General features: G+C 64.7%; 16 protein-coding genes and 1 other RNA gene. All 17 read right to left on the reverse strand.

Annotated features, from left to right (window positions below):
* A partial coding sequence (locus tag P4L93_08595; protein MDR3686997.1) for a sigma-70 family RNA polymerase sigma factor occupies positions 1-437 on the reverse strand: 437 nt, incomplete at its 3' end.
* Positions 427-822 carry an ATP-binding protein gene (locus P4L93_08600; protein ID MDR3686998.1) on the reverse strand — a complete coding sequence of 132 codons (396 nt, stop codon included), beginning with the start codon at positions 820-822 and terminating at the stop codon, positions 427-429. The genes P4L93_08595 and P4L93_08600, both read right to left, overlap by 11 nt.
* A gap of 20 nt (positions 823-842) precedes the next feature.
* A complete protein-coding gene (locus P4L93_08605) occupies positions 843-1,367 on the reverse strand; it encodes a hypothetical protein (protein MDR3686999.1) in 525 nt (174 codons plus the stop codon).
* Positions 1,368-1,445: 78 nt separating this feature from the next.
* Positions 1,446-2,780 carry a replication-associated recombination protein A gene (locus P4L93_08610; GenBank protein MDR3687000.1) on the reverse strand — a complete coding sequence of 445 codons (1,335 nt, stop codon included), beginning with the start codon at positions 2,778-2,780 and terminating at the stop codon, positions 1,446-1,448.
* 16 nt (positions 2,781-2,796) lie between these two features.
* Entirely contained in the window at positions 2,797-3,417 is a 621-nt protein-coding gene (locus P4L93_08615) for a hypothetical protein (GenBank protein MDR3687001.1), read from the reverse strand.
* Between the two features lie 25 nt (positions 3,418-3,442).
* Positions 3,443-3,619, reverse strand: a non-coding RNA gene (gene ssrS, locus P4L93_08620) — 6S RNA.
* Between the two features lie 53 nt (positions 3,620-3,672).
* Positions 3,673-5,442 (reverse strand): aspartate--tRNA ligase, encoded by a 1,770-nt coding sequence (gene aspS / locus P4L93_08625; protein ID MDR3687002.1) that lies wholly within the window; start codon positions 5,440-5,442, stop codon positions 3,673-3,675.
* A gap of 192 nt (positions 5,443-5,634) precedes the next feature.
* Positions 5,635-6,921, reverse strand: a complete 1,287-nt coding sequence (gene hisS, locus P4L93_08630; GenBank protein MDR3687003.1) for a histidine--tRNA ligase — start codon at positions 6,919-6,921, stop codon at positions 5,635-5,637.
* A gap of 118 nt (positions 6,922-7,039) precedes the next feature.
* Positions 7,040-13,267: a cytochrome c3 family protein gene (locus P4L93_08635; protein MDR3687004.1), complete on the reverse strand. Its 6,228-nt coding sequence runs from the start codon at positions 13,265-13,267 to the stop codon at positions 7,040-7,042.
* A 303-nt stretch (positions 13,268-13,570) separates the two neighbouring features.
* On the reverse strand, positions 13,571-14,209 hold the full coding sequence (locus P4L93_08640; protein ID MDR3687005.1) for an MBL fold metallo-hydrolase: 639 nt from the start codon (positions 14,207-14,209) through the stop codon (positions 13,571-13,573).
* Complete coding sequence (locus P4L93_08645) at positions 14,209-16,425, reverse strand: bifunctional (p)ppGpp synthetase/guanosine-3',5'-bis(diphosphate) 3'-pyrophosphohydrolase (protein MDR3687006.1); 2,217 nt, start codon at positions 16,423-16,425, stop codon at positions 14,209-14,211. The genes P4L93_08640 and P4L93_08645 overlap by 1 nt, the downstream gene beginning before the upstream one ends.
* A 78-nt stretch (positions 16,426-16,503) precedes the next feature.
* Complete coding sequence (locus tag P4L93_08650) at positions 16,504-18,765, reverse strand: hypothetical protein (GenBank protein MDR3687007.1); 2,262 nt, start codon at positions 18,763-18,765, stop codon at positions 16,504-16,506.
* A gap of 176 nt (positions 18,766-18,941) precedes the next feature.
* Positions 18,942-22,568 (reverse strand): single-stranded-DNA-specific exonuclease RecJ, encoded by a 3,627-nt coding sequence (gene recJ / locus P4L93_08655; GenBank protein MDR3687008.1) that lies wholly within the window; start codon positions 22,566-22,568, stop codon positions 18,942-18,944.
* Positions 22,569-22,647: 79 nt separating this feature from the next.
* Positions 22,648-23,565 (reverse strand): protein translocase subunit SecF, encoded by a 918-nt coding sequence (gene secF / locus P4L93_08660; protein ID MDR3687009.1) that lies wholly within the window; start codon positions 23,563-23,565, stop codon positions 22,648-22,650.
* A complete protein-coding gene (secD, locus tag P4L93_08665) occupies positions 23,558-24,961 on the reverse strand; it encodes a protein translocase subunit SecD (protein MDR3687010.1) in 1,404 nt (467 codons plus the stop codon). The genes secF and secD overlap by 8 nt, the downstream gene beginning before the upstream one ends.
* A gap of 42 nt (positions 24,962-25,003) precedes the next feature.
* Positions 25,004-25,705, reverse strand: a complete 702-nt coding sequence (locus P4L93_08670) for an HD domain-containing protein (protein MDR3687011.1) — start codon at positions 25,703-25,705, stop codon at positions 25,004-25,006.
* The gene (yajC, locus tag P4L93_08675) at positions 25,698-26,096 is read right to left on the reverse strand and encodes a preprotein translocase subunit YajC (GenBank protein ID MDR3687012.1); all 399 of its coding nucleotides are present in this window, start codon (positions 26,094-26,096) and stop codon (positions 25,698-25,700) included. The genes P4L93_08670 and yajC overlap by 8 nt, the downstream gene beginning before the upstream one ends.
* Positions 26,097-26,230: the final 134 nt, after the last annotated feature.

Here is a 26,230-nt window from a genome sequence, read left to right on the forward strand (position 1 = left end):
CCGATCTCGGCGATGGTCGGAGAGCGCTGAAGCTTCTGGGTGAGCGCATCGACGGCCTGATTGACCTTGAAGGACAGCTCCTGGAGACGACGCGGGACCTTGATGGCCCAGCCTTTGTCGCGGAAGTAGCGCTTGAGCTCGCCGACAATGGTCGGCGTCGCGTATGTCGTGAACTCGACTTGGCGCTCGATGTCGAAGCGGTCGATCGCCTTGATCAGTCCGATCGTTCCCACCTGTACGAGGTCGTCGATGGGCTCGCCTCGGTTGCGGAAGCGGCTGGCCAGATACTTGACCAGGTTGAGGTACATGGTGATCAGTTCGTCGCGCGCAGCCTCATCGGCGTTGAGCCGATAGCGACGGAAGAGCTCGCGGGTGTAGGCCTTGTCCCACGAGAGCTTCCGAGTCTGCTTGCGCGGCGCGTTGCTCCTAATCGACATCGGCACCGCCAACGCGCTTGGTCAGCCGCAGGTGCGCACCATTCTCGTCGCTCTCAAACCCATACGAGTCGCATACCGACTCAAGGATGAATGTGGCATATGCAGCGCGGCGATCGGCTTCTTCGTCGGAGCTTGGATCCTCGCTGCCGAGCGGGACGTCGATCTGCAGCTCGTCGTCGCTGACCGAGAACTCGAAGCGCACCTCGGCGTCGTCGGGCAAGGTGTCGACGGCGTAGACGAACGCCTCCTCGGCGGCCATGCGCACGTCGTCGACGTCGTCGAAGTTCATCCCCATGCGGCTCACGAGGGCCGCTGCCGTCATGCGCACTGTCTTGGCGTACTCGCTCTTGGCAGGAACCGTGAGTGTGATTCGGTCGATGGCCATAATCGCTGCGGATGCCTCCTCTAGACGGACGTTGTGTCTTCGGCCTGTGGGCCGCTCTCTGTTGCAGCTTCAGCTCGCTCTTCGGCAGTCGGCCATGCGGGTGGCTCCTGCGCCTCGAAGGGCACCTCGCCCTCGTCGACGTCAGCGCCCTCAGACGCGGCCTCGGCACGACGGGCCTCACCGGCGACGGTCGCCTCTGCACCGCGACGCTTCCATGCGCGACGGACGCGATCGGCGATGTCCGTGACGATCTCGCCAGGCGCGTTGGCGACTCCTTGAACCGTACGCGATGTGCTCTCGACTCGCTCGGTTACCTCTTCGATACGCGAGACGATGTTGTCGATGCGCAGTAGCTCCGCATTGAGCGCGTCGATGGTGACGTCGGCCTTGTCGAGCAGCGGCACCAAGCGGGTGTCGAGATCGTCAGCCAGCGTGCGAGCCGACCGCGCGGTCTTGGCGCCCTCGAGCAGCGCCCAGATGGCTACCGCGCACGCGACGCATGCCACGACGAGTAGCACGCCGAGCAGGATGCTGTTGATCTCCACGCATGCCTCCATCAGGTCGCCGAGCGACCCCGCCAGTGTACCAGAGGTGGCCACCCCGGCAGGCGGCATCGGCGTGCTCTAAGAGGGCTCTTTGCCCTGCTCCTCGGCCGCGCGACGCAACTCGGCGAGCATCGCAGCGCGCGTCGCCTCCCAGCCTCGCGCCGACGCCGAGAAGAACGCGCCGTGCTCCAAGCCGTCCGGCAGGTAGCGCTGGACGACATAAGCGCCGGGGAAGCCGTGCGGGTAGAGGTACGGGCCGTACTCATCGGCACCAGGACGATGGCGGTCGCGTAGGTGGTTAGGCACCGCCCGCGCCGGGCCGGTGCGCACCTCCTCGAGCGCCTTCTCGATCGCCGTGTAGGCGGCGTTGCTCTTTGGCGCAAGCGCGAGAAAGACGGCGGCCTGCGCCAAGTTGATGCGGCACTCCGGCCATCCGATCGACTCGGCGGCCTTGAAGGCAGCGTGCGCCACTACAATCGCCAGCGGCTCGGCGTTGCCCACGTCCTCCGAAGCGAAGATCAGCATGCGCCGAGCGATGAACTTGGGATCCTCGCCGCCGTGGATCATCCGAGCGAGCCAGTACACAGCGGCATCTGGGTCACTGCCGCGCATCGACTTGATGAACGCCGAGATGACGTCGTAGTGGACGTCGCCCGTCTTGTCGTACGGCAGAATTCGCGTGGGCGACGCGTGCTCGACAGCGTCCAGAGTGACGGTGCGCATGCCACCCTCCCCCGGCTTTACGAACGCCGCCGAGAGCTCCAGCGTGGTTAGCGCCACGCGGGCATCGCCGCCGGCGGTCAGCACGATGGCCGACTCGGCGTCCGGCTCGAGTTCGAGATTGCCAGCGAAGCCGCGCTCGTCGGCAAGCGCGCCACGCACGATGGCCAGGATGTCCACGTCACTAAGTGGCTGCAGCTCGATGACGCGCGAGCGGCTGATGAGCGGCGCGTTGACCTCGAAGAAGGGGTTCTCGGTGGTGGCGCCCACCAAGACGACGATGCGGTCTTCCACCGCGTGCAACAGGGCGTCCTGCTGCGACTTGCTGAAGCGGTGAATCTCGTCGATGAACAGAATCGTTCGCTGCCCGGTCAGCCCAAGCCGGTCGTTGGCGCCGTCGACCGCCTTGCGAAGATCGGCCACACCACCGGTGACCGCCGAGACTTCAACAAACTCGGCTTTGGTTGCTGCAGCGATGATGCGCGCAAGCGAGGTCTTTCCCGTGCCGGCGGGTCCGTAGAGGATGACTGACGACAGAGCGTCGGCGTCGATTGCCGAGCGAAGCCACGTCCCCTCGCCCACGGCGGCCTGCTGGCCGACAAACTCGTCGAGCGTGCGGGGGCGCATGCGCACGGCAAGGGGCGCGGCGTTGGCGCGGGCCTGACGGGCGCTGTCATCGAAGAGCGAGCGCACGGACCCTCGTTTCGGGCTAGCGGGCTGCGCGCTGGACCTGACGCTCAAGAAACGCCGAGTCGGGCAGACCGCTGTGCTTGTAGATGATGTAGCCCTGCGAATCTGTCAGCACGATGAAGGGCGTGAACGCCACGTTGATGGCCGGGTCGCGAGCGAACATCACAACCTGCTTCTGGGCTGGGTCCGCAGCCAGGCTGGGATCCACCACGACCGTTCCGTCGGAGTTGGCCGTGACGTACTTGCTCAGGTCGTAGGCGACCAGGTCGACCATGCCCCGGTTGCGATTGCGGATCGCGTCGATCATCGTGCGAGTGTCAGTGCTAACCTTCTGCCCAGAGTCGAAGAAGAAGATGAGCGTCGGCTGCTTGGCCGTCGTGATCTTCTGCTTGAGCACGTCGGGGACGTTCTCGCCAGTTGGGAAGGGTGCGAACGTCGTGGTCTCGTTCTCGGAGCGGTTCACAATATCGGGCAGTGTGGTCGGCGCGCCCTTAAGGCCGGTTTGCCCTGCAGCAGGAGCCGCCGCCACTGGTGCAGCGGTGCTGGAGGACGCGGGCGTCGACGTGTCAGACGAGCCACCGCAGCCAACAAGCGAGAGTGCAACACCTACTACGAACACTGCTACGACTAGTCTGCGCATGCTGCTTCCTCCACTGCTACGTTTAAGCGTCTAAGCCTTGCCGTGACTCGGCTGGTGAACCTGCCTTAGCAGGTGGGTGCCCGCACGCCAGTTTCGAGCTTCCCCGTCGAGGGGGATACCTTTCCACCGGCGGATCTAGGGCTCCCGTAGGTGAAGCGTTGGTTCGACCGTATGTGCCGAGTCACGAACAAGGCAAAGACTGGCTAGAGTGTAACCCCCGTCTGGGACACCAGCCAATATCCAGCCTCAAGCACATTAATCGACGCGAACGTGCACATCCTTGAGCTGTCTGGCCGAGACAACGTCCGGCGCGCCCGTCATCGGGTCGCTTCCCGAGGACGTCTTGGGGAACGCGATGACGTCGCGGATCGACGCTGCACCAGCCAAGAGCATCACCAAACGGTCGAGCCCGAGGGCGATTCCGCCGTGCGGTGGTGCGCCGAAGGCGAGCGCTTCAAGGAGGAATCCGAACTTGTCGTTGGCCTCGGCGTCGTCCATGCCCATGAGTGCGAAGACGCGCTTCTGCAACTCGGGATTGGGGATGCGCAGCGTGCCGCCACCTATCTCGTAGCCGTTCATCACGAGGTCGTAGCTGTAGCCCAGCGCCTCACCCGGTGCGCTCTCGAGCGTGTCGACGCACTCGGCGTGCGGAAGCATGAACGGGTTGTGGCTTGCATCCCAGCGCCCACCGTCCTCGTCCCACGTGAAGAGCGGGAAGCTCAGGACCCACATGGTGTTGAAGCCGGTGCGCTCGATACCCAGCTCGTCGGCCAGCTTGAGGCGCAGCACGCCCAGAACCTCGTTGGCCGTCTGGCGCTTGTCGGCGACCATGCAGATCAGGTCGCCCGGCTCGACGCCGGTCACCTGGCGCAACGCGGCCATCTCGGCGTCCGTGAAGAACTTGGCAACCGGGCTCTTGACGTCGCCGGCGGTGGTGAACGCGACCCACGCCAGACCCTTTGCGCCGGCGTCGACAGCGGCCTGATTCAGCGCGTCGATCTTGCCGCGGCTCCAGTCGCCTGCGCCCTTGGCGTTAAGCGCTTTGATGGCTCCCCCGCTGGCAAGCACACTTGCGAAGACCTTGAACTCGCTGGCTGCGAAGACCGGGCTGGCGTCGACGAGCTCGAGCCCGAAGCGCGTGTCGGGGCGGTCGGAACCGAAGCGATCGAGTGCCTCGCCGTAGGTGATGCGAGGAAGCGGCGTGACCAGTTCGTGACCCGCTGCGGCCATGACCTCGACCATCACGTCCTCCATCATCGCCAGGACGTCTTCCTGATCGACGAAGGACATCTCGATGTCTACCTGGGTGAACTCGGGCTGACGGTCGGCGCGCAGATCCTCGTCCCGGAAGCAGCGCGCGATCTGGTAGTAGCGCTCCACGCCGGCGACCATCAGCAGCTGCTTGAAGAGCTGCGGGGATTGCGGGAGCGCGTAGAACTTGCCGGGGTTCATTCGGCTCGGAACGATGAAGTCGCGAGCTCCCTCGGGGGTGGACTTGGTCAGAATCGGCGTCTCGACCTCGAGGAATCCGCGGTCCTCGAGCGACTTGCGGAAACGCTGCGTCACCGCGTCGCGCAGCACCAGCGCCGAGAGCACCTCGGGGCGACGGATGTCGAGGTAGCGCCAGCGAAGGCGTGTCAGCTCGTCGACGTCGATACCCGACTCGATCTCGAACGGCGGCGTCTGAGCGCGGTTGAGCACCTCGGCGGCGTGGATGATGACCTCGACCTCGCCGGTCGCCATGTTGGGGTTCGCGGTGCCCTCAGGGCGCAACCGCACCTTGCCACTGAACAGCACGACCCACTCGGGGCGAACGGTCTCGGCGACTTGGAAGGCGTCGGCCGATGCCTCGGGGTCGAACGTGCACTGGACGATGCCGGTCCGGTCGCGTACGTCGATGAAGACCAGCCCGCCGTGGTCGCGGCGCTTGGCCACCCAACCGGCGAGGCGCACCTCGTCCCCGACGTTTGCAGCGCTCAGGGAACCGCACGTATGGGATCTCATCGAATAGCGGGCGTCGAGCATGGTCAATCCTCGTCGTTTGAGGGCGGATTTGCTTGGCAGAGTATACGCGAAGAGCATCCCCCGAGGCTGACCGGTCGAGTCAGAACTCGGGATACGCCTCTTCGAGGCCCGGGCGTGGCGATGAGCGGTCCGCCAGGTCTGGAGCGCCAGCCCACCGTTCGCAGTCGCGCCGGTCCATACCCTCGAGCACCGTCAGCGCCCGAGAGCCGCCAAGACACTTTGGGGTGCACCGGCCAGCGGAACGCGCGTCTCGGCCTTCGTGTTCATATCGCGCATGGTTACCTCGGCGGACTGAAGCTCGTCGGCGCCCAGTATCAGCACGAAGCTCGCGCCCAGCCGATCGGCCATCTTCATCTGCGACTTCAGGCTCTTGCCGCGATGGTCCATCTCGGCCGAGACCCCCGCATCGCGCACCGCCGAGACAAGCGCATACGCCTGACGCCGCGCGGTAGGCTCGGCGAGCGCCACGAAGACGTCGGTGTGAGCCGAATCCGTCGCAAGCGCACCGGCGGCTTCCATTGCGAGCAGGAGACGCTCGAACCCGAGGGCAAAGCCCAGTCCCGGCGTGGGTGGCCCACCGTACTCCTGCATCAGCCTGTCGTAGCGTCCTCCCCCGCCGATGGCGTTTTGGCTGCCGAGGCCCGCGTCGACTTGAACCTCAAAGACGGTGCGGGTGTAGTAGTCCAGTCCGCGAACGAGCGACGGGTCCTCGACGTAGGGAATCCCCAGTTCGTCGAGCAGACCCTTGACCGCCGAGTAGTGCTCCCGGCACTCCACGCACAGCTCGTCACGTAGCATCGGCGCGGCGCCCATGATCTCCTTGCACGCCGGATTCTTGCAGTCGAAGGCGCGCAAAGGGTTGGTGTCGGCTCGCCGGTTGCACTCCTCGCACAGCCCGTCCGCGTTGGCGCGGATGTAGGCCGCAACCTTGTCGCGGTACGCAGGGCGACAGTTCTCGTCACCCATCGAGTTGATGAGCAGACGCATGTTCTCGGCGGGAATACCGCACGCCTCGATGAAGCGCCACATCATCGTGATCAGCTCGGCATCGGCCGTCGGTTCAGCCGCGCCGAGCAGCTCGGCGTCTATCTGCCAAAACTGCCTCATGCGGCCCTTCTGCGGCCGCTCGTAGCGAAACATCGGGCCGAGGCAGTAGACCTTGGCCGACTGCCCGTTCGCAGTCAGGCCGTGCTCGAGCGCCGCCCTCACCACGCCCGCGGTTGCCTCCGGTCGAAGCGTGATAGACCGGCCGCCCTTGTCCTCGAACGTGTACATCTCCTTGGAGACGATGTCGGTCGCCTCGCCGATGCCCCGGGTGAACACCTCAGTGTGCTCGAAGATCGGCGTGTAGATCGGTTCGAATCCGTATCGCGAGAACAGATCCTGCGCAATGCGAGAGAGACGCTCCCAGGCCCGAGCGACGGGCGGAAGCATATCGGCGGTTCCTTTGGGCGCGCTAGCGTTGAACTGAGTGGTCATGGCGATGCCCGGAATCCTTGCCTGTCGGGGGCGCTGTGCAGCGCATGAACTATATCATGCGTCTTACTACTCGATAGCTGTCCGCGAAGTCGGAACTGACTCTCCGATTCGCACCTGCCTACCAGCCAATCGTGACCGATCCGTTCCCAGGGTTCTGACCCGGCACACAGAGGATGCTCTGCCCGCCTAGGACGTCGACCCAGCTCGTGCCGCCCTCACCAGCGTAGTCATCGCCAGAGTCGCTCTGCGCCCCGCCCGTCCAGCCACCGCCACCGCCTGCGTCTCCGTTGCCGCCGTGCTGGCCGCCACCGGACACGTATCCGCCGTAGAGATCCGTAAGCCACACGCCGCCGGCCCCGCCGGGGCCGTTGCCGTCGCCCGCGCCGCCACCACCGCCCGCCTCAAGCAGAACGGTACCGTCGGACGCAGCTACGAAACTCGACCCCCCGCCGGCCGAGCCGTATCCAGGGTTGCTCACGTCTCCCCCGTTCGGCCACCCGCCGACAGCCCAGCCTCCCGAGGCGATCGCGCCGTCCTCACCCTGGCCCCCGACAGAAATTCTCAGCACCTGTCCCGGAGTCACAGGCATCGTCGAGTGGACATACCCGCCCAGACCTCCGTAGCAGCCGTTGTCGAGCTGGTCGGAGCGGTCACCTCCGGCGCCGCCGTACAGGTCGAGCGTGACCTCGGCAACGCCGCTCGGAACGACGAACGTTTGGACCGAGCCGGTGTACGGGAAGGTCTGCGTTCCGGAAGATCCCGCGACGCTGGCGATGAAGAAGTCCACGGACTTGACGGTCTCGGTATTGCTCGCGTTGTCGCGCGAGTACCAGTAGAGCGTGTGGGTGGCGATTCCGCTCGAAGGGGCCGCCACGCCTACTGACGTGCCGCTCGTCCAAGTCCCCGATGTCGAGTCAAGCTGCCATGACGTCTCGGCCACGCCGGAACCATCGTCAGTCGGCGCCAGCGTGAAGGTCTGCGCGCCTGGATACGTGGTTCCCGACGCCACGTCGGACGTCGTGACCGGCGCCACGGTATCGATTCGGAACTGGCTTGAGACCTGCGGCGCCTCGGCGTTGTCGGAGTTGTCGACAGAGTAGTAGCTGAAGGTGTGCAGTCCGTCGCCGATGACCGAGAATGAGGTGCCCGGTGTGAACGCACCCGAGTCGATTCTGTAGTACGTCGCCTTGACACCGGTGCCACCAGTGTTGTCTGTCGCCGAGAGAGTCACCGCGCGGTCGGAGTTGTACGCCGCACCGGGGAGGGGATTGAAACTCGAGGTCGTTGTCGGCGGAGTCGTATCGGGAACTGGAACAGCGGCGATCCTGAAAGATGCGGACTTGACGCCCTCGGTGTTAGTCGCGATATCCCGCGAGTACCAGTACAAGGTGTGAGATGCCGTGCCCGAGGCGGGAGCGGCGATACTCACGAACGTTCCGGTGGTCCAAGGGCCTGAGGTCGAGTCCAGCTGCCATGCGGTCGACGCGACGCCCGAACCATTCGTGTCAGTCGGCGTCAGCGTGAAACTCTGGTCGCCAGTGTAGGTCGTGCCAGAGACGATGTTGCAGGTCGTCACAGGCGGCACCGTGTCGATGCGGAACTGGTTGGATGCGTGCACCGTCTCGGTGTTGTTGGAGTTGTCGACGGAGTAGTAGCTGAACTCGTGCATTCCATCCCCGGAGACAGTGAAGCTGTTCCCCGCGATGAACGGGCCAGCGTCGACGTTGAAGTACGTTGAACTGACGCCCGATCCGCCAAAGTCGTCGACCGCGTTCAATGTCACGTCACGAGCGGTGTTGTAGACGGCGTTCACATCCGGGCTAAAGCTGGAGGTGGTCGTTGGCGGCGTCGTGTCGGACACCCCCGCCTGCGGGAGCGCCCACGACAGGGCAATCGAGCCGTTCCCGGAGCGGACCCCGGGGGTGACGGTGCCCACGCCAAGTGCGATGTAGCTCGTGCCGCCGTCGGCGCCGGCCAGATCGCCCTCAGGAGAGCCCGCGCCACCGTTCCAGCCGCCGCCGCCGCCGCACGAGTCACTGCCACCGGGCTGGTTGCCGCATGGCACGGCTATCCAACCCTGCGAACCGCCGTCCCCACCATTGCAATACGGGTCGTACTCCGAGCCACCGTCGCCCGCACCGCCGCCGGCACCGGCCTCAACGAGAATCGCCGAGTCGGTCCCGATGGATGTCGAGCCCCCGCCAGCTGCTCCGTGACCTCCGTAGCCGTCACCACCGTTCGGCCAGCCTCCGGACGAGTCCGACCCTTCGCCGTCGCCGCCCTTCCCGCCCACGCGCAGCGTCAGCACCTGGCCAGGCGTCACAGGAAGGACCGCCTCGACGGAGCCGCCCAATCCGCCAGCCCCGTCGTACTGGACAACGTTGCCACCAGAGGCGCCGTACATCTCAACGCTCAGCTGCGTAACGCCCGCAGGCACCACGAACGTCTGCACGGCGCCCGTGTAGCTGAACCTCTGCGTCCCAGTCGTTGAAACGGCGACGCTGAACGCAACCGACTGGACGGCCTCGGAGTTGTCTGCGTTGTCGCGCGAGTAGAAGTACAGCGTATGCGATGCGGTTCCCGAAGACGGTTCGGGCACAGGGACCGACGTTGAATGCGTCCAAGCGCCGCTGGTCGAATCGAGTTGCCAAGAAGTCTCGGCCACTCCGGAGCCGGCATCAGTTGGCGTGAGCGCGAAGGTCTGGGCACCTGAGTATGTTGTGCCCGACGTGACGTCGGATGTGGTGACCGGGGCCGTCGTGTCGATGCGGAACTGGTTTGATGTATGGGTCGTCTCGGAGTTGTCCGAGTTGTCGGTCGAGTAGTAGCTGAACGTGTGCAGGCCGTCACCTGAGACCGTGAAGCTTGTGCCACTCGCCCACGCTCCACCGTCAACACGGAAGTGCGTCGACTTGACCCCGGTGCCGCCGGGATCGTCGACTGCGGCAAGCGTCACCGCAGGGTCGGAGTTGTAGACCGAGCCGGCGGCCGGGTTGAAGCTTGCGGTTGTCGTGGGCGGTGTCGTATCGCCCGCCACAACCGCCGCAACGTTGAACGACACCGAGTGCGTTGCCTCGACGTTGCCCGCGTTGTCTTGGGAGTGCCAGTACAGCGTGTGGGTTTCGGTCCCGGACGAAGGCGCCGTGACGTGAACCGTGGTTCCACTGGTCCAAGAACCGGTCGTCGAATCGAGCTGCCACGAAGTGTCGGCTACTCCTGATCCCGCGTCCGTTGCGTTTAGCGTGAACGTCTGCGAGCCCGCATATGTAGTGCCGGACGCGATGATCGAGGTCGTGACGGGGGCCACGGTGTCGATTCGGAACGGATTCGAAGTGTGGGCCGACTCGGTGTTGTTGGAGTTGTCGACGGAGTAGTAGCTGAACGTGTGCATCCCGTCGCCCGAAACCATGAAGCTCACGCCTGTGAGCCACGGACCGCCATCGATCTCGTAGTAGGTCGTCTTGACGCCCGAGCCCCCGGTGTTGTCGGCGGCGGTCAAGGTTACCGGGCGATCAGAGTTATAGACCGCTCCCGCCAACGGGTTGAAGCTCGAGGTCGTGCTGGGCGGCGTCGTGTCCGGGCCACCCGGTGCCGACACCGTGAAAGTGACCGACTTCGGCGTCTCGAAGTTGTAGACCTTGTCGCGGGAGTAGTAGGTGATCGTATGCGTGGCCGACCCTGAACTTGGCGCAGCTATGGAGACCGGCCCACCGGAACCGAATGAGTCATGCGAGGTCCCTCCGTCAATCTTGTACGAGTAGGCATCGGCGCCCGATCCGCCCGCGTTGTCCGTGGCGATCAGACTGAAGGTCTGACTGCCCACGTACGCGTGACCTTCAACCGCACTGCAGGTGGTGGTCGGCGGGGTCGCATCGACCGTCGTTGTGAAGTTGACGACCTTCGTGGTCTCGATGTTTCCCGAGAAGTCATCTGCCCAGTAGGCCAGCATGTGGGGCGATGTCCCGCTAGGCACTGTCAGCTGCACAACCCATCTACTGCCGTCCAACCAAGGGCTCTGAACGACCGGTTGCCCGCCGTCGAGCACGTACGTAATCGATCGCACGCCGTACGTGCCGTTGTCAGTCGAGGTGAGCGCGAGCGTGACACCGGTCCAGTCCGTCCCGAGATTGCCGTCAGGAAGCGAGTAGACGTAGTGCCAGGTGAACGGATAGACACCCTCCCAGTAGTTGGCCTGAATGGCCGAAGAGCTGACAGGTGCCACCGAGTCTGCGGACACCGTGAACATCCTGGAGCTGAGCGGCTCGCTGTTGCCCGCTCCGTCAACGGACCAGAACTCAAGCACGTGGCTCGCTGTTCCGGTTGAAGGCGCCGGGATGTTGACGACACCCCCCTCGGCCTGGGGCCCGCCATCCAGAATGTAGTAGGTGTGCGCCACGCCAGAACCGCCGAGCGGCAGGTCAAGCGCAGTCAGGTGAACCGTCGCGGCCCCAACGTACGAGACCAGCACGTCGGTAGCGGTCGTCGGTGGCGTCGTGTCCACGACCCCTGCGAAGGTGTGGCATGCGCCGCAGTTCTCGATTGTGACGTCTCCGGCTTGTGTGGTGGCGCCGAGCCCGTGGCAGTCGCATTTCCCTGCATCGTGAACCGCTTGATGACTTACCGTCGCATGGGGATTCGAGTGACACGCGGTGCACTTCGTGTCTCCCGCGCCGATTGCCGAGATTACCGCGCCATCGCTGCTCGAGTGACACGTCGCGCAGTCGTTGTCGTGGATGCCCAGCAGCGCCGTTCCGTGGCACTGGGAGCAGTCCACGGTGATAACGTACGGCCCGTCCCCGTCCCAGTGGTCCGCGTCGTCGAGCCCCAGATCGATCACGCCGGAGCCGGACGCTGACACGTGCGCCTGTGGATCGAACCCGCCCATGCGGGCAGGGTCGTGCACGTTTTGCCCACCGGGGGCATAACTGTTGCCGTGACAGCTCTCGCATGAGGTGGTGTCAGCCTGATCGTGCACCGACAACTCAGGCAGTTTCAGCGCACCTCCCGAACGGGGGATGCCCTCAATCTTCGACGAGCCGACGGCGGTGTATGAATGGGACCCGCTGTCCCACCCAGTCTCGTTGTCGGCGGTCGAGTGGCATGTGAAGCAGAAGTGCCGAACACCTGCAGCACTCGACGTCTCAAGACTGCCGCCACGCTCGTCGGAGAGCATCGACTGGTTGCTGCGCTCGGAGCCATGCGGGTTATGGCAGTCATAGCACGGGAGCGGAGCGCCCACCGGGAGCGTGCCGCCAGAGGTCAGAATTCGGTGACCCGCGGAGTCGCTAGAAGTCGTGGCGAAACTCTCTATGTCGGTGGCGGCTGACGTGAATCCCGCCGGTACCGCGCTGCCATGGCAGGTGAAGCACAGGGCCGCGTACGTTCCATCGGCCTGATCGGAGGCGAGCGTCGATGGCGTGGACGGCCTGAACGTCGTCTTCAGGCCGTCGTATTTGTTGGCCCCTTTGTGCGCTGCGTGGCAGTAGCGGCAGTCCCCCTGCGAGCGCGTCACGCTCGCGCCAGTTTCGACGGTCTGCGTGCTCTCGGGAATGAGGCGATGTGCATTGGATCCGTTGCCGTAGGTGTCCGGACCGGGCCATGTACCGCTCGTCGGGTAACCTGACGCGTCATGGGATGGATCGGACGTCGTCGGGTAGTCCGAGCCATACCAGGAGTTCTGGCTGTCGTGACATGCCTCGCACCAAGCCGGCCCATCGGAAGCCACAGATTTGCCGTTGACTGTCCGGGCCGAGAGCATCGGTTTCGCTGACGCGGACAGATGCGCGCCGTGGCAGCTCGAGCAGTCCTGCACGAGGGAGCCCGATTTCGGCTTGTCGACGTCGTGCCCACTCGAGAGCGCAAAAGAGTCCGTTGACCCCGTGATGACGTTGGCCGCCAATGGGACGCGTCCGTCGTGGCAGGGATAACAGACTGCGGTGGGCTCAGGGCTCGACGTTGCGAGCTCCTGTCGAGACAGCAAGGTCGACGAGCCAGTGTGAGCGGAGTGGCAAAGAGTACACGTCGTCGATGTTGTGGTCGCGGAGACGTGAGGAGAAGCGGCCCACGCGGCGCGAACGGGGCCGGCCTGTGCGAAGTCCGACTCCTCGCCAGCACTGTTGAACGCCGTTACGCGGAAGTAGTACGTGAACCCGCCAAGACCGTCCTGAAAGTCGAACTCCTCGTTCGTGGTGTCCTCGGACCAGGCATACGGCCCATCAGCCTGCTGACTCACATACACGCGGTAGCGAGCTGGAGTCGAATCGGGCGCGCGATCCCATGTGATCCGTGCAATCACCGGCTGCTGGCCGGCGGATGCGACAAGGTCGATCGGGGTGTCGGGAGACAAGGCGGCAACGACATTCGGCAGCACGAGAATAAGGCATAGGGCAACACCTAACCCGGCGATTACCCATACTCTTCGCCCTAGTCCATGCTCTTTCCGCAGACCCAAACCCTCACTCTCTCTCCGCGAGGCAATGCGTCGTGTGCCGTCGACACAATCGCGAGGCATGACGGAACGCCAACGCAAAGGAAAATCTTAGCACGTCAGAAGCCTAATTGCCCAATTCTGAGAGTGCCGGAACGGCTATTTCGGCCGACGCTGCGCGGTCCCGATTTCCTGCCACCTGAAAGCCGAACACCGCCCGAATCAGGCGCGAGGAAAGAACGGGTTGACTCGGCGCTCCCGGCCTATCGTCGTGTCCGGGCCGTGGCCGGGATGCACGATCGTCTCGGCGGGCAAGGAGACGAGCTTCGTGGCGATTGAATGCGACAGCGCCCGAGCGTCGCCGCCGGGGAAGTCCGTGCGTCCCACGCTGCCCGCGAAAAGAGTGTCGCCAGCGAACAACTGGGCAGGGTCGCCCGAGGAGTCCTCGGCAAGCAGGCAGATGCCACCGGGAGTGTGGCCAGGAGTATGGAGCACGGTCAATCGTAGGTTCCCTGCCACGAGCACGTCACCAGCGCCGAGAAGCCGATCCGGCGGTGGCGCGGTTGTGGTGAAACCGAACATCGCGCCGCCTGTGCCGATCGCGTCGGACAGGCCGGCCGCATCGTCTTGGTGCACCCAGAGCGGTGCCCCAGTTCGCGCGATGAGCTCTCGCACGGCTCCGATGTGGTCGAAGTGCTTGTGTGTGAGCACGACCGCCATCACCTTGCGCTCCCCGACCGCGAAGAGGATGGCGTCAGCGTCGTCCGCCGGGTCGACGACCACGGCCGGGCCGCCGCAGTCGTCTGCGGCCACCCAACAGTTCGTGTCGAGGGCGCCGAGAACGAGGCGTCGAACGAACACTAGTGGTCGCCCTTCTTCTTCTGTGTTGCCTCGCCAGGCATCATGCGCCGAGCTTCGAACACGCCTTCGACGCGGCGCATCTCGGCCAGAATCTTGTCGAGGCGCGACAGGTCGCCCAACTCGAAGAGGAAGCGCATGTCGACGATTCCGTCGCGATGCGTGGTCGTGGATGAGGCTAGGATGTTGACGCCCTGCTCGGCCAGGGCCGATGTGACGTCTTGCAGGAGGCGCAGGCGATCCATCGCCTCGACGAAGATCTCGATCTGGAACGAGGCCGCCTGCCCGAGGTCCCACTCGACGTCGATGATTCGCTCGGGCGAGGTGAGCAGATCACGCGCGTTCGGGCAGTCCTTGCGGTGGACTGAGACCCCGCGACCCCGAGTCACGAATCCGATGATGTCGTCGCCAGGGACCGGGTGACAGCAGCTTGCAAGGCGAATGAGGGCGTCATCGAGTCCGGTCACCTTTACGCCGCCGGTCGCGTGCCGACGCTTGCTGCGCGGCGGCATCATCGGCTTGTCGCGCGTGAACTCCTCATGCTGAGGTTCAGGCTTAGCTATCTCGCCTTCCTTGGCCATCAGCTTGAGCAGCTTCGTGCCCACCATCTTGGCCGACGCCTTGCCGGCGCCGATGGCGGCGAGGATGTCGTCCGGGTGCGTGTAGTTCATCTCGTGCGACACCGACGCGATGGCCTTCTCGGCGGTCTTGGAGCCGATACCCAGACCATGCTTGCGCATGACTTTGGCGAGCTCGTCTCGGCCGTGAATCAGGTCGTCTTCGCGGGTGACCTTGCTGAAGTAGTTACGGATCTTGCTCTTCGCCGAGGACGTGCGCACGAGGTTGAGCCAGTCGCGCGACGGGCTGGCGTTCTTGTTGGTGAGGACCTCGACGCGATCCCCCATCTGCAGCTCGTAGGCAAGCGAGACGATGGAGCCGTTGACCTTGGCACCGACGCAGTGGTTGCCCACCTCGGTGTGAATCGCGTAGGCGAAGTCGATCGGCGTCGAGCCACGTTTGAGGCTGATGACGTCACCCTTGGGCGAGAAGACGAAGACCTCCTCCTCGAAGAGGTCGATCTTGAGGGCCTCCATGAATTCGCGCGGATCCTTGAGCTCGGTCTGCCACTCCAGCATCTGGCGCAGCCAAGCCAACCGCTCATCGAAGCTGTCCTCACCGCGCGTGCCTTCTTTGTAGCGCCAGTGCGCCGCGACGCCGTACTCGGCGGTGCGATGCATCTCCTCGCTGCGAATCTGAATCTCGAGCGGGGCTCCGGTTGGCCCGATGACGATCGTGTGAAGCGACTGGTACATGTTGAACTTGGGCATCGCCACGTAGTCCTTGAAGCGGCCGGGAACCGGCTTCCAGATCGAGTGAACGGTGCCGAGTGCCCCGTAGACGTCCTTGACGGAGTCCACGATCACGCGCAGGGCGATGAGGTCGTAGATCTCGTTGAAGTCTTTGCCCTTGCCCACCATCTTCTGATACACGCTGTAGAGGTGCTTCGGGCGGCCCGAGATGCGCGCCTTGATGCCGACCGCGACGAGTTCCTCAGTCAGCTTGTCGATGACCTGGCGGGTGTAGGCCTCTCGAGCCTCTCGGCTCTCGGCGACCATGCGCGACACCTGATGAAACTTGTGTGGCTCGAGGTAGTAAAACGCCAAGTCCTCGAGTTCCCACTTGATGCTCGAGATACCCAGACGATGCGCGAGCGGCGCGTATATCTCCATCGTCTCGCGTGCCTTGTCCAGCCGGCGGTCCTCGGGCAGTGCCGCAAGGGTGCGCATGTTGTGCAGCCGGTCCGCAAGCTTGATGAGGATGACGCGGATGTCCTTGGCCATCGCGATGAGCATCTTGCGCAGGTTGTTGGATTGCGCCTCGGAGAGCGACTCGAACTCGATCTTGCCAAGCTTGGTGACGCCATCCACGAGCTCAGCGACCTCGTCGCCGAACCTCTCGCGGACCTCGTCGAGCGTTACCTCAGAGTCCTCGACGGTGTCGTGGAGAAGCGCGGCCTTGAGGGTAGGCGTATCCATGTGCAGCTCGGCGAGGATAAGCGCGACTTCGATCGGGTGGTTGACGAACGCTTCCCCGCTCTTGCGCATCTGGCCTTCGTGCGCCTTGACAGCAAAGTCGAAGGCGTCGTCGAGTCCGGTCAGGTCCGCGTCGGGATTGTACGCTCTGACCTGGGCTTCAATCTGTTCAAGGGTCGCGGACAAGAGGCACCTTTCGTGTGCAGGGAGTCTCCCGCCCAAGCGGGACCCAAGCAGGCATGAGGTGCGAATCTCGTGCCTGCGCTAGCGTGACACCACCGTGTACGTCACGGTCGTAGTATACGTCCCCGGGTCGAATGCCCAAGGCGCATTCAGCACGTAGCCGAACTGATAGTCGTGCTCCCACACGTACTTCGACCCTGTCGCCGTGTCGAGCTTGTACGGAGTGCTCACGAACGGCTGCAGGCCGACACTGACCCAACCGCTGGTCGAGTACGACAAAGCACTCACCGGCATTGTGGGCGTCACCGAACTCGTGGCCGAGTTGGAGAAGTCGACCGCCGAGCACCAGAAGTCGTACGTGAGCGCGCCGACCCCGCCCACCTTCACGGTGGTCGCACTGGCCAGAGTCGAGGGCGCGCCTGGGCTGACGGCACCCATGTCGACGGTGTCGGTCGACATCGACATCCAGATCTCAGCCGACGGCATCGTCGCGTTGGCGACGTTGCTGTTGGCCGAGCGCATGCCTGCCGCATTCACTGCCACCACGTAATAGGGGTAGGTGAACCCCGCCGAAAGCCCCGTATCCGTGTAGGTGGTCGCACTCGTGGTCGCGACGATGGAGCCGTTGCGGTAGATCGCGTAGTACGCGACCCCCGAGACGTTGTCGGTGGAACCCGTCCACGTGACCTCGGCGCTGGTCGTCCCTACCGCGCTCGCGGTGACCGACGTCGGTGTCGACGGGGCGGTGGTGTCGATGCGAATCGTCGCCGTGTTGGTCGCCTCTACGTTGCCAGCTGAGTCCGCCGACCAGAAAAGTAGCGTGTGCGTCCCATCGCCCGAGACCGAGACGGCCACCGAGTAGGTCGCCACCGCACTCGCGTCGAGCTTGTAGCGTGTGTAGGCGACGGGCCCCGACGGGTCGGAAGCGGTGAGCACCACCGAGACCGTGGCGCTGGCCCAGCTCGATGGAGCGTTGCTCGTAGTGGTCGGCTTGACGGTGTCGATACGTATCGGCCCGAAACTCACGGCGGTCGCCGACCAGTTCCCAGCCTTGTCCACGGTACGCAAATTGAAGTACCAAGAACCGTCGGACAGCGTAGTGGACGTGGTGTTGGTCGATGACGAGGCGTCGAGAGTCGTGTCGGGCATCGCTGTCGCGTTCTGGCTCCACGAGACCGAGTATCCATTCAGCCCGCTGCAAACGTCGGTAGCCGTCGTCCAGTTCATCGTAATGGCCGACGTCTTGGACCACACCCCTGCGGTGTGCGTAGGGCACGTCAGCGTCGAGAGAGTGGGTGGCGTCGTGTCCGTGACAGTGACGGACTGAGTTGCTGTAGTCACAGCGGCACGGTTGTCGGTGGCCGTCCACAGGATGTTGGTGATCCCAAGCGGCAATGTTGCAGGCAAGGATGGCGTGCAGACGAAGCTCGCAATCGAGCCGTCCGTGTCGGTAGCACTGGCGTCGCCGGACGCCGTCGCATTGTAGCTCGCGTAGCCGTTGGCCACGTTACCCTCGAGCACTCGGTTGATCAGCCCGATGGTGGGAGCCGCATTAGGCGCTGTGGCCCCCCGCACCTGCCAGACGTAGCGACCGAGCTGCCCGCCGGAGTTGAGCGAGTTCTTGATCAGCGAGGTGCTCGCGGGACCGCTGTCCAGCAGCCCACCGGTGGTCGAGCCAGAGCCTGGCAGCTCGTAGCTCGTCGTCGCGTTGACCGCCCAGCCTGCGCGGGCGTGAGTGGTGGATGCCGTGCCCATGTCCCAAACGACTTTGTCGTAGTTGTACATGAAGTCGAAGTTCCCGGCGCCTGTGTCCGATCGGTCGACGATGATCAGTTGGAACGTGTCGGTCGTGTCCGAGGACTGAGTCGCACCGTTGTAGCGCATGACGTTGGACCACGTGACCAGGAACGCTTTGTGACCGTTGACCGCGGGCACGCTGCCCGATGTGATGTTGCTGTAGTACATCTGGTTGGGCGCGCCGACGTAGCGCGTGTCGACGTCGGCCCAGTATGGAGCCATGATGCCCTGGCCGACAGCGCTGAGCGCGCCCGGCGTGTAGGAAGTGAAGCCGCTCCCGAACGTCACGCTACCGTTCATGTTCAGGTAGAGCTGAGAGTAGTTGGTGCCCATCCAGTTCATGGCGAATGGGAGGTTCACCACCAAGTTTGCCGTGTCGTCTCCGCGGGCGACGGCGTTCGTGTTCCACCCAGTGGGATACATGACAGCGTTGGGCCCCACCGCGAGCGCCGGTCTGGGCAGCACGCACATCAGGAATGCGAAGAAGCCCACGAGCAGAATCGCTCGTAGGCCCGGCGAACGAGTCGCGACGAAGCGCTCGCTCACTCCCTTCCTCCGTGTCCGTCCATCGGCTTCCATCTGCGTCCCCGTCCGGCGCTTCAACTTTGCGCCACACACGCGCGCTGCAAAGCGCCGGAATCCGGCGGATAACGCTGTCTCGGTAAGAATCGGTTGACGCAGGTCAATCCTGAAGGGGTGGGGTGTCAAATAGCCCCCCACCTTCACTCCTCAGGAAGGATCGGTCGGTTGAATCGAGCGAGCAGGTCCTCGGGCTCGGCAGAAAGCGCCCAAGCCTTGAATCCCCGGAACTCCTCAATCTCTTCCATGCCCTCAGCGTATCGGAGGCTGGCCTCTAGGTCGACCTTGTTCTGGCCCGCGACGAACGTGAGTTTGCGGTACGCGCCGTGGCCCTCGCCGGTAACGAAGCCCAGATCCCGGAAAATCCCCAGTGCCGAGGAGACTCCGCGCTCGTCGAGAGCGAAGCCCCGCCGCAGCTTGCGGCAGCGATCAGCCAGCTCGGAGTTGGTGATCTCGAAGCCGGGTCCCTGCGCAGCGGCGAGCTCGCGCAGCACGATGTAGAGCGCGGCCATGTCATCGCGCTCGGGTGCGAGCGAGGAGAGGATCGTCTCGTTGATGCGCGCGTCGCGACCGCCAAAGAGCAGGTGGATGCGCGCAAGCGCTCCATCTCGGCCGGCTCGGCCAGACATCTGGTTGAACTCGACGCTGTTGAAAGGCAGATGGTAGAGAACGACGTTGCGAATGTCGGGGATGTTGACGCCCTCGCCAAACGCGCTGGTCGCGATCACGACGGACAGCTCGCTTGTCCGAAACGCTCTCTCCACGGCGTGCCGCATCGCCCTCGACAGCCCACCGTTGTAAAACGCCGTGCGCATCGCAATGGCCGGCACTCTCTTGCGCAGCATGCGCGCGAGTTTGACGGACTGCTCCCGCGAGTTGACGTAGACGACGGTCTTGTGGCCCTTGGCTACCAGCGACGCGATATACCCGTCTTTGTCGCCGGCGTCGCGGCGGTCCTCGACCGCGAGGTTGTCGCGCACCGTCGGGTCGAGCACCGTGGCCGAGATCCCCAGCGTCGAGCGGATGCTCGCGGCCGTCGCATCGTCGGCCGTGGCCGTCACAGCGAGCACGGTCGGCCCGCCGAGCACCTCGATCGCTTCGCCGAGACGAGCGTAGGCGGGCCGGTGACCCGCACGCGACATCCCGACATGGTGCGCCTCGTCGACGACGACGAACCCGACGTTGCCACCGTCGGCGAACCGCTGCGAATACAGGTGGAAGAACTCTGGCGTCGTGAGCACGACGTCCAGACCACCCGACGACAGCGCCGAGAACGCTTCGTCTCGCTCGGCAAGCGAGGACTCGCCCGTCACGGTGCGCACGGTCAGCCCCACCTCGGCAAACGCTTCGTCGAGGTGGAACGCCTGATCGGCGACGAGAGCGCGCAGCGGGTAGACGAAGACGCTCGCCTTGCCCTGCCGAAGCGCCGTGCGCGCCGCATGCAGGTGAAAGATCAGTGACTTGCCGCGCCCGGTGGCCATGACGGTGAGCGTCGAAGTGCCCTGCGCGAGGTGCGCGAGCGATCGCGCCTGCGCCTCGTGCAAGGGACGCTCGCCGATGAAGCAGCGCGTGAGCTCGGCGTCCAACGTTGTCGGGTCCATCGCCGTCAGCTCGGCTCGGCGGGTAGCGCGGGTAGCGAGTCGCTCATCGGCGGTCTCTGCAGCGTCTCGGCGGGTGAGCAGCACGTTGACGCCCAGCGAGCGATCGCCCTCTCCACCGGTGACGTCTGTGACCTCGACGTCGTACTCAACGCCAGCATCGACGGTGGGCGCAAGTGCGGCGGCAAGGCGGCGGTTCAGAAAGCCCACCTGATCGCCCTGCGGGTCGAACATGGCGATCGCGTTGGCGTCGTACGGGTTGTCCGGCTGGCGCACGAGACGCAGCGGGGTTCCCGCAGACACCCGTTCGAGCACGCCCTGGCGCCCTTCGAAGGTCACGCCGGCGAGCTTGGTGTGAAACGATGGCGCATCGCTGATCCCGGAGTACTCCTCGCGCGCAAGAATCTCATCGGCGTGTGCGAAAAGGTCCTCGACCAGCGCGTAGGCCGGAGAGTCGGCGGACGGCTCGTGAATGAAGACGTCCTGAACGCGCATCTGGACGCGCCTGCGTCCCCGCCACTCGTCGATTGAGACCTCGAAGGCGAGGTCGACTGCTGTCTCGTGCCCGATGAGCACGTCGATCTGCGGGCAGCGAAACGCGATGGCTGGAACGCTGACCGCGCCGTCGTATGCCGCGAACTTCATGTGATTGCCGAGTTTGCCGACGCGCGCCCTGCCGTTCATGAAGACGCCGTTTGCGGCCAGGCGCGGCGTACGGTTGCCGTGACCGAACGGCTCGAGCTGCGAGAGCTCCACGCCAAGTTCGACGCTTATCTTCTCCAGCGTCACCTCCGCATCGACCTGACGCTCGACGACGAACTGCTCGGCAGGCAGCGTGTCGAGATAGCCGAGCAGGCACTCGCGGAAGCGATCCACGTCCTCGGCGGGAAGCGCGCATCCCACAGCGGCGGCATGGCCGCCGAAACGCGTCAGCACGCCGGAGCACGCATCGAGCGCTCGGAACAGGTCGACGCGACCGACCGATCGGCCGCTCCCGCGCGCCACGCCGTCTTCGATTGCGAAGAGCAGCGTGGGGACGCCGAAGCGGCTGGTCAGGCGAGACGCAACGATTCCTTTGACGCCCTCGTGCCACCCCTCGCCCGCCAGTACGAGCGCACGCTCGCCCTTGTAGACGCGCTCGGCCATCGCAATGGCTGCGTCAGCCAAGTCCGCCTCGGCGGCCTGGCGCGTACGGTTGAGTTCGTCGAGCGCGAGCGACAGCGACTCGGCGCGCGACGCGTCATCGGTCAGCAGCAAGTCCAGCGCGATCTGGGGATCGGCCATTCGACCAGCCGCGTTCAGCCGCGGCGCGAGCGCGAAGGCGACCGACTCGGCGCGCATGGCGTCGGGTTCGACGCCGCCCACGGCCGCGAGCGACGCGATTGCGACGCGCGGTGCGGTGCGCATGCGCGCGACGCCGTGGGTGACCAGCGCGCGGTTCTCGGCGGTAAGGGGCACGATATCGGCAACGGTCCCCAGCGTGGCAAGGTCGGTTAGCTCGCGCCACACGTCGGGGAAGCCGAGCCGGGAGCCGAGCGCCTGCACCAGCTTGAGCGCCACTCCAGCGCCTGCGAGGTCGCCCGATGCGCAACTCTCCGGGTCGAGCTTGGGGTCGGCGACCGGGATGCCGACCGGCAGCCCCTCGCCGGGCTCGTGATGGTCGGTCACGGCCAGCGCGACGCCCTTCTCGGCGAGCAGAAGGGCCTCGGGGCCGGCTGAGATGCCGCAGTCGACGGTGACGATGAGATCGGGCCGCATCGGCATGATGCGCTCGATAGCGGCCGCAGACAGCCCGTAGCCTTCGTTGAAGCGATGGGGCACCACTGCTGAGACGTGTGCGCCCATCGCCGCAAGCCCCCGCGCGGCCACGGCCGCCGAGGAGATGCCGTCCAGGTCGAAATCGCCGAACACGACGACGTGTTTGCCCGCGCGAATAGCCTGCGCCACGGTGTCGGCGACAGCGTCCATGCCGGGAATCAGCGACGGGTCGAGCCAGTCGCGATCCAAGTCGGGCGCAAGAAAGCGCGCGGCGTGCTCCGGCGTCGTGACGCCGCGGCCAACCAGCACGCGCGACGTGATCGCCGAGAGGCCCGTTGCGGCGCTCATGGCTTTGACGAGCGCCGGGTCGGCAGGCACGAGCGACCATGTCGCGTGTGGAGTGGGCAGCGTCATAGCGCCTTGGTAGCGGACAGGGCCGACACGTTGGTGTCGGCCCTGCCGAGGATGCTTGTCACGAGTGTGTTCGCGTCTCTTAAGAGGCGTTCGCGTACTTCTTGGCGAGCGCAGCGAACTTAGGCTCGCGCTCCTTCCACATGGCGAACAGCGGGGCCGCGACACCGATCGAAGAGTACGCACCCGACGTCAGACCGATCGTCAGCGCCAGAGCGTAGTCCTTCAGGGTGGAACCTCCGAAGAGCAACAGGACGACGACCGGGATGAGCGAGGTCAACGTCGTGTTGATCGAACGAACGAGCACCTCGTTGATGGACGTGTTGGCCATGCTCATGTACGAAGTCTTGACCAGGCCCTGCGAGTTCTCCTTGATGCGGTGGAACACCACGATGGTGTCGTAGAGCGAGTAACCAAGGATGGCCAGCAGCGCAGCGACGACGTTGGGCGTGACCTCCCAGCCGATCAACGCATACAGCCCCAACGTGATCACGATGTCGTGCACCAGTGCGATGACCGCGGTGACGGACATCTTGTACTCGAATCGCAGCGAGACGTAGAGAAGGATCGCGAGGATTGAGACGCCCAGAGCCAGCAGCGCGCTCGAGGTGACGTTGGCGCCCCAGTTCGGGCCGATCGTCGTGACCGTCTTTTCACTCGCCGAGAGACCAACTGCCTTGATGGCCTTGTCGGCCGCCGTGCTTGCCGCCGCGGCGCTTGTCTCGCTGCTTCGAATGATGAAGCCAGGCTTGGCGTTGACGCCGGCCTGACTACCCTGGACGACCACGTTAGGCAGTCCGGCAGCCTTGAAGGCGTCGGTCATCTGAGTCTGCGTGACGCTTCCGGAGTCGGCGATAGTGACGACCGTACCGCCCTTGAACTCCACGCCGAACTGAAGGTGGCGGATGCCGAGCGAGGCGATCGCTACGACCAGCAGCACGATCGAGATTCCGAACATGATGTTGCGGTTACCCATGAAGTCGATGTTGAACTTACGCATTTGCGGCACCGCCCTTCTTGGCAGTGACGCCTCGTGCGGCAACAGCCTGCTTCGGAATACCCCAGAAGGCCGTGGCCTTGGGGATGACGGTCTCGCCGAGGAGCATGATCAAGGGGCGGCTGTACAGCAGCATCATGATCAGGTCGCAAACGATACCCAGCATGAGTGTCAGCGCGAAGCCCTTGACGGGGCCGATCGCGAAGACGAACAGCGCGAGCGCCGAGACGAAGGTGACGATGTCGGCGTCGGCCGACGTGATGATGGCGTGCTTGGTGCCCGACGCTGCCGCCGAGCGAACCGTCTTGCCCATCCCGATTTCTTCTCGGAAGCGTTCGTTGATGAGAATCGACGAGTCGGCTGCCAGACCGATGGTCAGTACCATACCTGCGATGCCTGGCAACGAGAGCGCGAACACGCCGAACGCCGAGAGCAGGGCCAACAGACCCAGGAACAACGAGGCGAAGACGCCGAGGCCGACGACGGACAGGACGCCCATGCCTCGGTAGAAGACGATGAGGTAGATAGCGACGATCAGCAGACCGACCAGCGCCGCGTACACGCCTTGGAGGAGCGAGGACTGACCCAGGGTCGGGCCGACCGAACGCACGTCCTGCGCCTCGAGCGTGACCGGCAGCGAGCCGGTCTGGAGCACTGTGGCGAGGTTGTTGGCCTCATCGACCGTAAACGAGCCGCTGATCTCGGTGTTGCCCGAGAGGATGGGCTCCTTGATGGCCGGAGCCGACTGCACGACCCGGTCGAGCACGATGGCGACCTGCTTGCCAACGTTGGCGGTCGTGTACTTGGCCCACAGGTCGGTGGCCTGGTTGTCCATCGTCAACGTGACCGTGATCTGACCGGCGTTGGCGCCAGAGGACTGACCCGCGGACGCGTTGGTGATCATGTCACCCGTCAGCACCGGCTTGTACACGACATCGGCCGGGATGACGGGGCGAGCCGAGCCACCCGGCGAGCCGTTGGTCTGCCACTTGTCGATGGCAGCGATCGTCGCGCTCGGAAGCGACGAGACGTCGACGAACTCGAGCTTGCCCGTCGTATCGATCAGCTTGAGAGCCGCCGTCTGGTCCTTGATTCCAGGAAGCTGCACGAGTAGCGCGTCGCCACCCTGCCGCTGGACGCTCGTCTCCGAGGCGCCCAGTTTGTTGACGCGGTTGTTGATGATCAGTTCGGCCTTGTCCATATCACCGGACGTGATGTCCTGGGCGGTCTGCCCCGGTGAAGGCTTCGCCTGCAGAATGACGGACAGACCTCCTTGGATGTCGAGCCCCTGCGTGATCGTTGGCTTGCCGCCGTTGGGTCGAGCTAGCATCACCCACGAGCCGATCACCAAGATTGCGCAGAGCGCCAACAACAGGTAGTTGCGCTGCTTCGGGTCCATTCTCCTGCCTTCCTTGCCCATCCCTGACGTTTTCTCCTGAATCTACAGGAGTCTGGTTCCATTCATGACGAGGGAGAACCTCGCGTTCAACACAGTAGCGGCTCGGCGGCACAACTGCATCCGCTCGAGGAAGATTTCGAAGTAGTCGATGATCTGGATCTCGCCCGTGTCGATGTCGATCTCGAGCGTGAGCACGCGTGCATCCGAGTCAACACGCAGGAAACTGCGCGTCGCGGCGTGGTTGACTCGGTCGTGGATATCCCAGTTCGTCTCGTCAACTTCGCGCACGCGCGTCGAGTGAACATCCGCTTTGTCGGCGATGACCACGGCGGCTGCAGCCGCAGTTGCCGGATCCGACGCGTCCTCCTCGTGATTGCCCACGGCGTTCATCACGGTGGCGATCTCGGCGAAGTCCATCCCTAGGCGTCCCAGCACGTCGCGAGCGATGAACGCCGAGGAGATCCAGTGGTCGGAGCGCGAAACGCAGTTGCCGATGTCGTGCATGAAGCCGGCAATCGCCGCGACCTCTGCCACTCGCTCGTCGTAGCCCAGACGCCGCAGGATGTTGCCGGCGATGTGGGCGGTGAGGTTGGAATGACGCATCCCGTGCTCGGTGTAGCCGATGGCGCCGAGGTAGTCGTCGCCCATCTGCAGGTACGCAAGCAGCTCGGGGTCGGTTTCGACGACCTCGAGCGTGACGAGCGGCTTGGCTGACGCCTGAGGTGTGAGCGCTGCCTCAGACATCCGCCGGGGTTTCATCGGCGGGGTTGGCGGCTTGTTCGGCGTCGGCTTCTTCGGCGTCTGCCTCTTCGTCGACGTGGTCGGCGAGCATCGGCTCGTCGTCGACGTCTTCATCGTCGGTGTCGTCGGTGTCGTCGGCGTCGGCGAGAATCGAGGCGACAGCGCGCTTGGCGATCTCGAGCTCGCTGCCGTCGGCCACCGAGACGCGGACGCGATCGTCCTCGACCTCAACGACAGTGGCGTAGATGCCGCCGATCGTCATGATGCGCGTACCGGGGACGAGACTTGCGACCGTCTTGGCCTGCTGCTTGGCCTGCTGCTGCTGTGGACGAATCAGCAGGAAGTAGAAGGCGGCAGCCATGACGACGAGGATAAGAATCTGGTTGGTACCCATACGTGGTAGGCCTTTCAATCGCGAGAGCGGCCCGGACCGGGCAGCCAACGACCCATCATACCTGCAGACACGCGCCGATTGAAGCCCGCTTGAGCTGTCTTCCTAAGGAATCGCAAGTATTCCGGGCGCGCGAA

The organism is Coriobacteriia bacterium, assembly GCA_031292615.1.
Lineage (GTDB): Bacteria > Actinomycetota > Coriobacteriia > Anaerosomatales > JAAXUF01 > JARLGT01.

Coding starts and splice junctions, on each gene's coding strand:
- secF (MDR3687009.1), bottom strand. CDS start 23,565: ATGCGTAAGTTCAACATCGACTTCATGGGTAACCGCAACATCATGTTC.
- recJ (MDR3687008.1), bottom strand. CDS start 22,568: ATGACGCTGCCCACTCCACACGCGACATGGTCGCTCGTGCCTGCCGAC.
- P4L93_08615 (MDR3687001.1), bottom strand. CDS start 3,417: ATGCGCAGACTAGTCGTAGCAGTGTTCGTAGTAGGTGTTGCACTCTCG.
- aspS (MDR3687002.1), bottom strand. CDS start 5,442: ATGCTCGACGCCCGCTATTCGATGAGATCCCATACGTGCGGTTCCCTG.
- yajC (MDR3687012.1), bottom strand. CDS start 26,096: ATGGGTACCAACCAGATTCTTATCCTCGTCGTCATGGCTGCCGCCTTC.
- P4L93_08600 (MDR3686998.1), bottom strand. CDS start 822: ATGGCCATCGACCGAATCACACTCACGGTTCCTGCCAAGAGCGAGTAC.
- P4L93_08670 (MDR3687011.1), bottom strand. CDS start 25,705: ATGTCTGAGGCAGCGCTCACACCTCAGGCGTCAGCCAAGCCGCTCGTC.
- secD (MDR3687010.1), bottom strand. CDS start 24,961: ATGGACCCGAAGCAGCGCAACTACCTGTTGTTGGCGCTCTGCGCAATC.
- hisS (MDR3687003.1), bottom strand. CDS start 6,921: ATGACCACTCAGTTCAACGCTAGCGCGCCCAAAGGAACCGCCGATATG.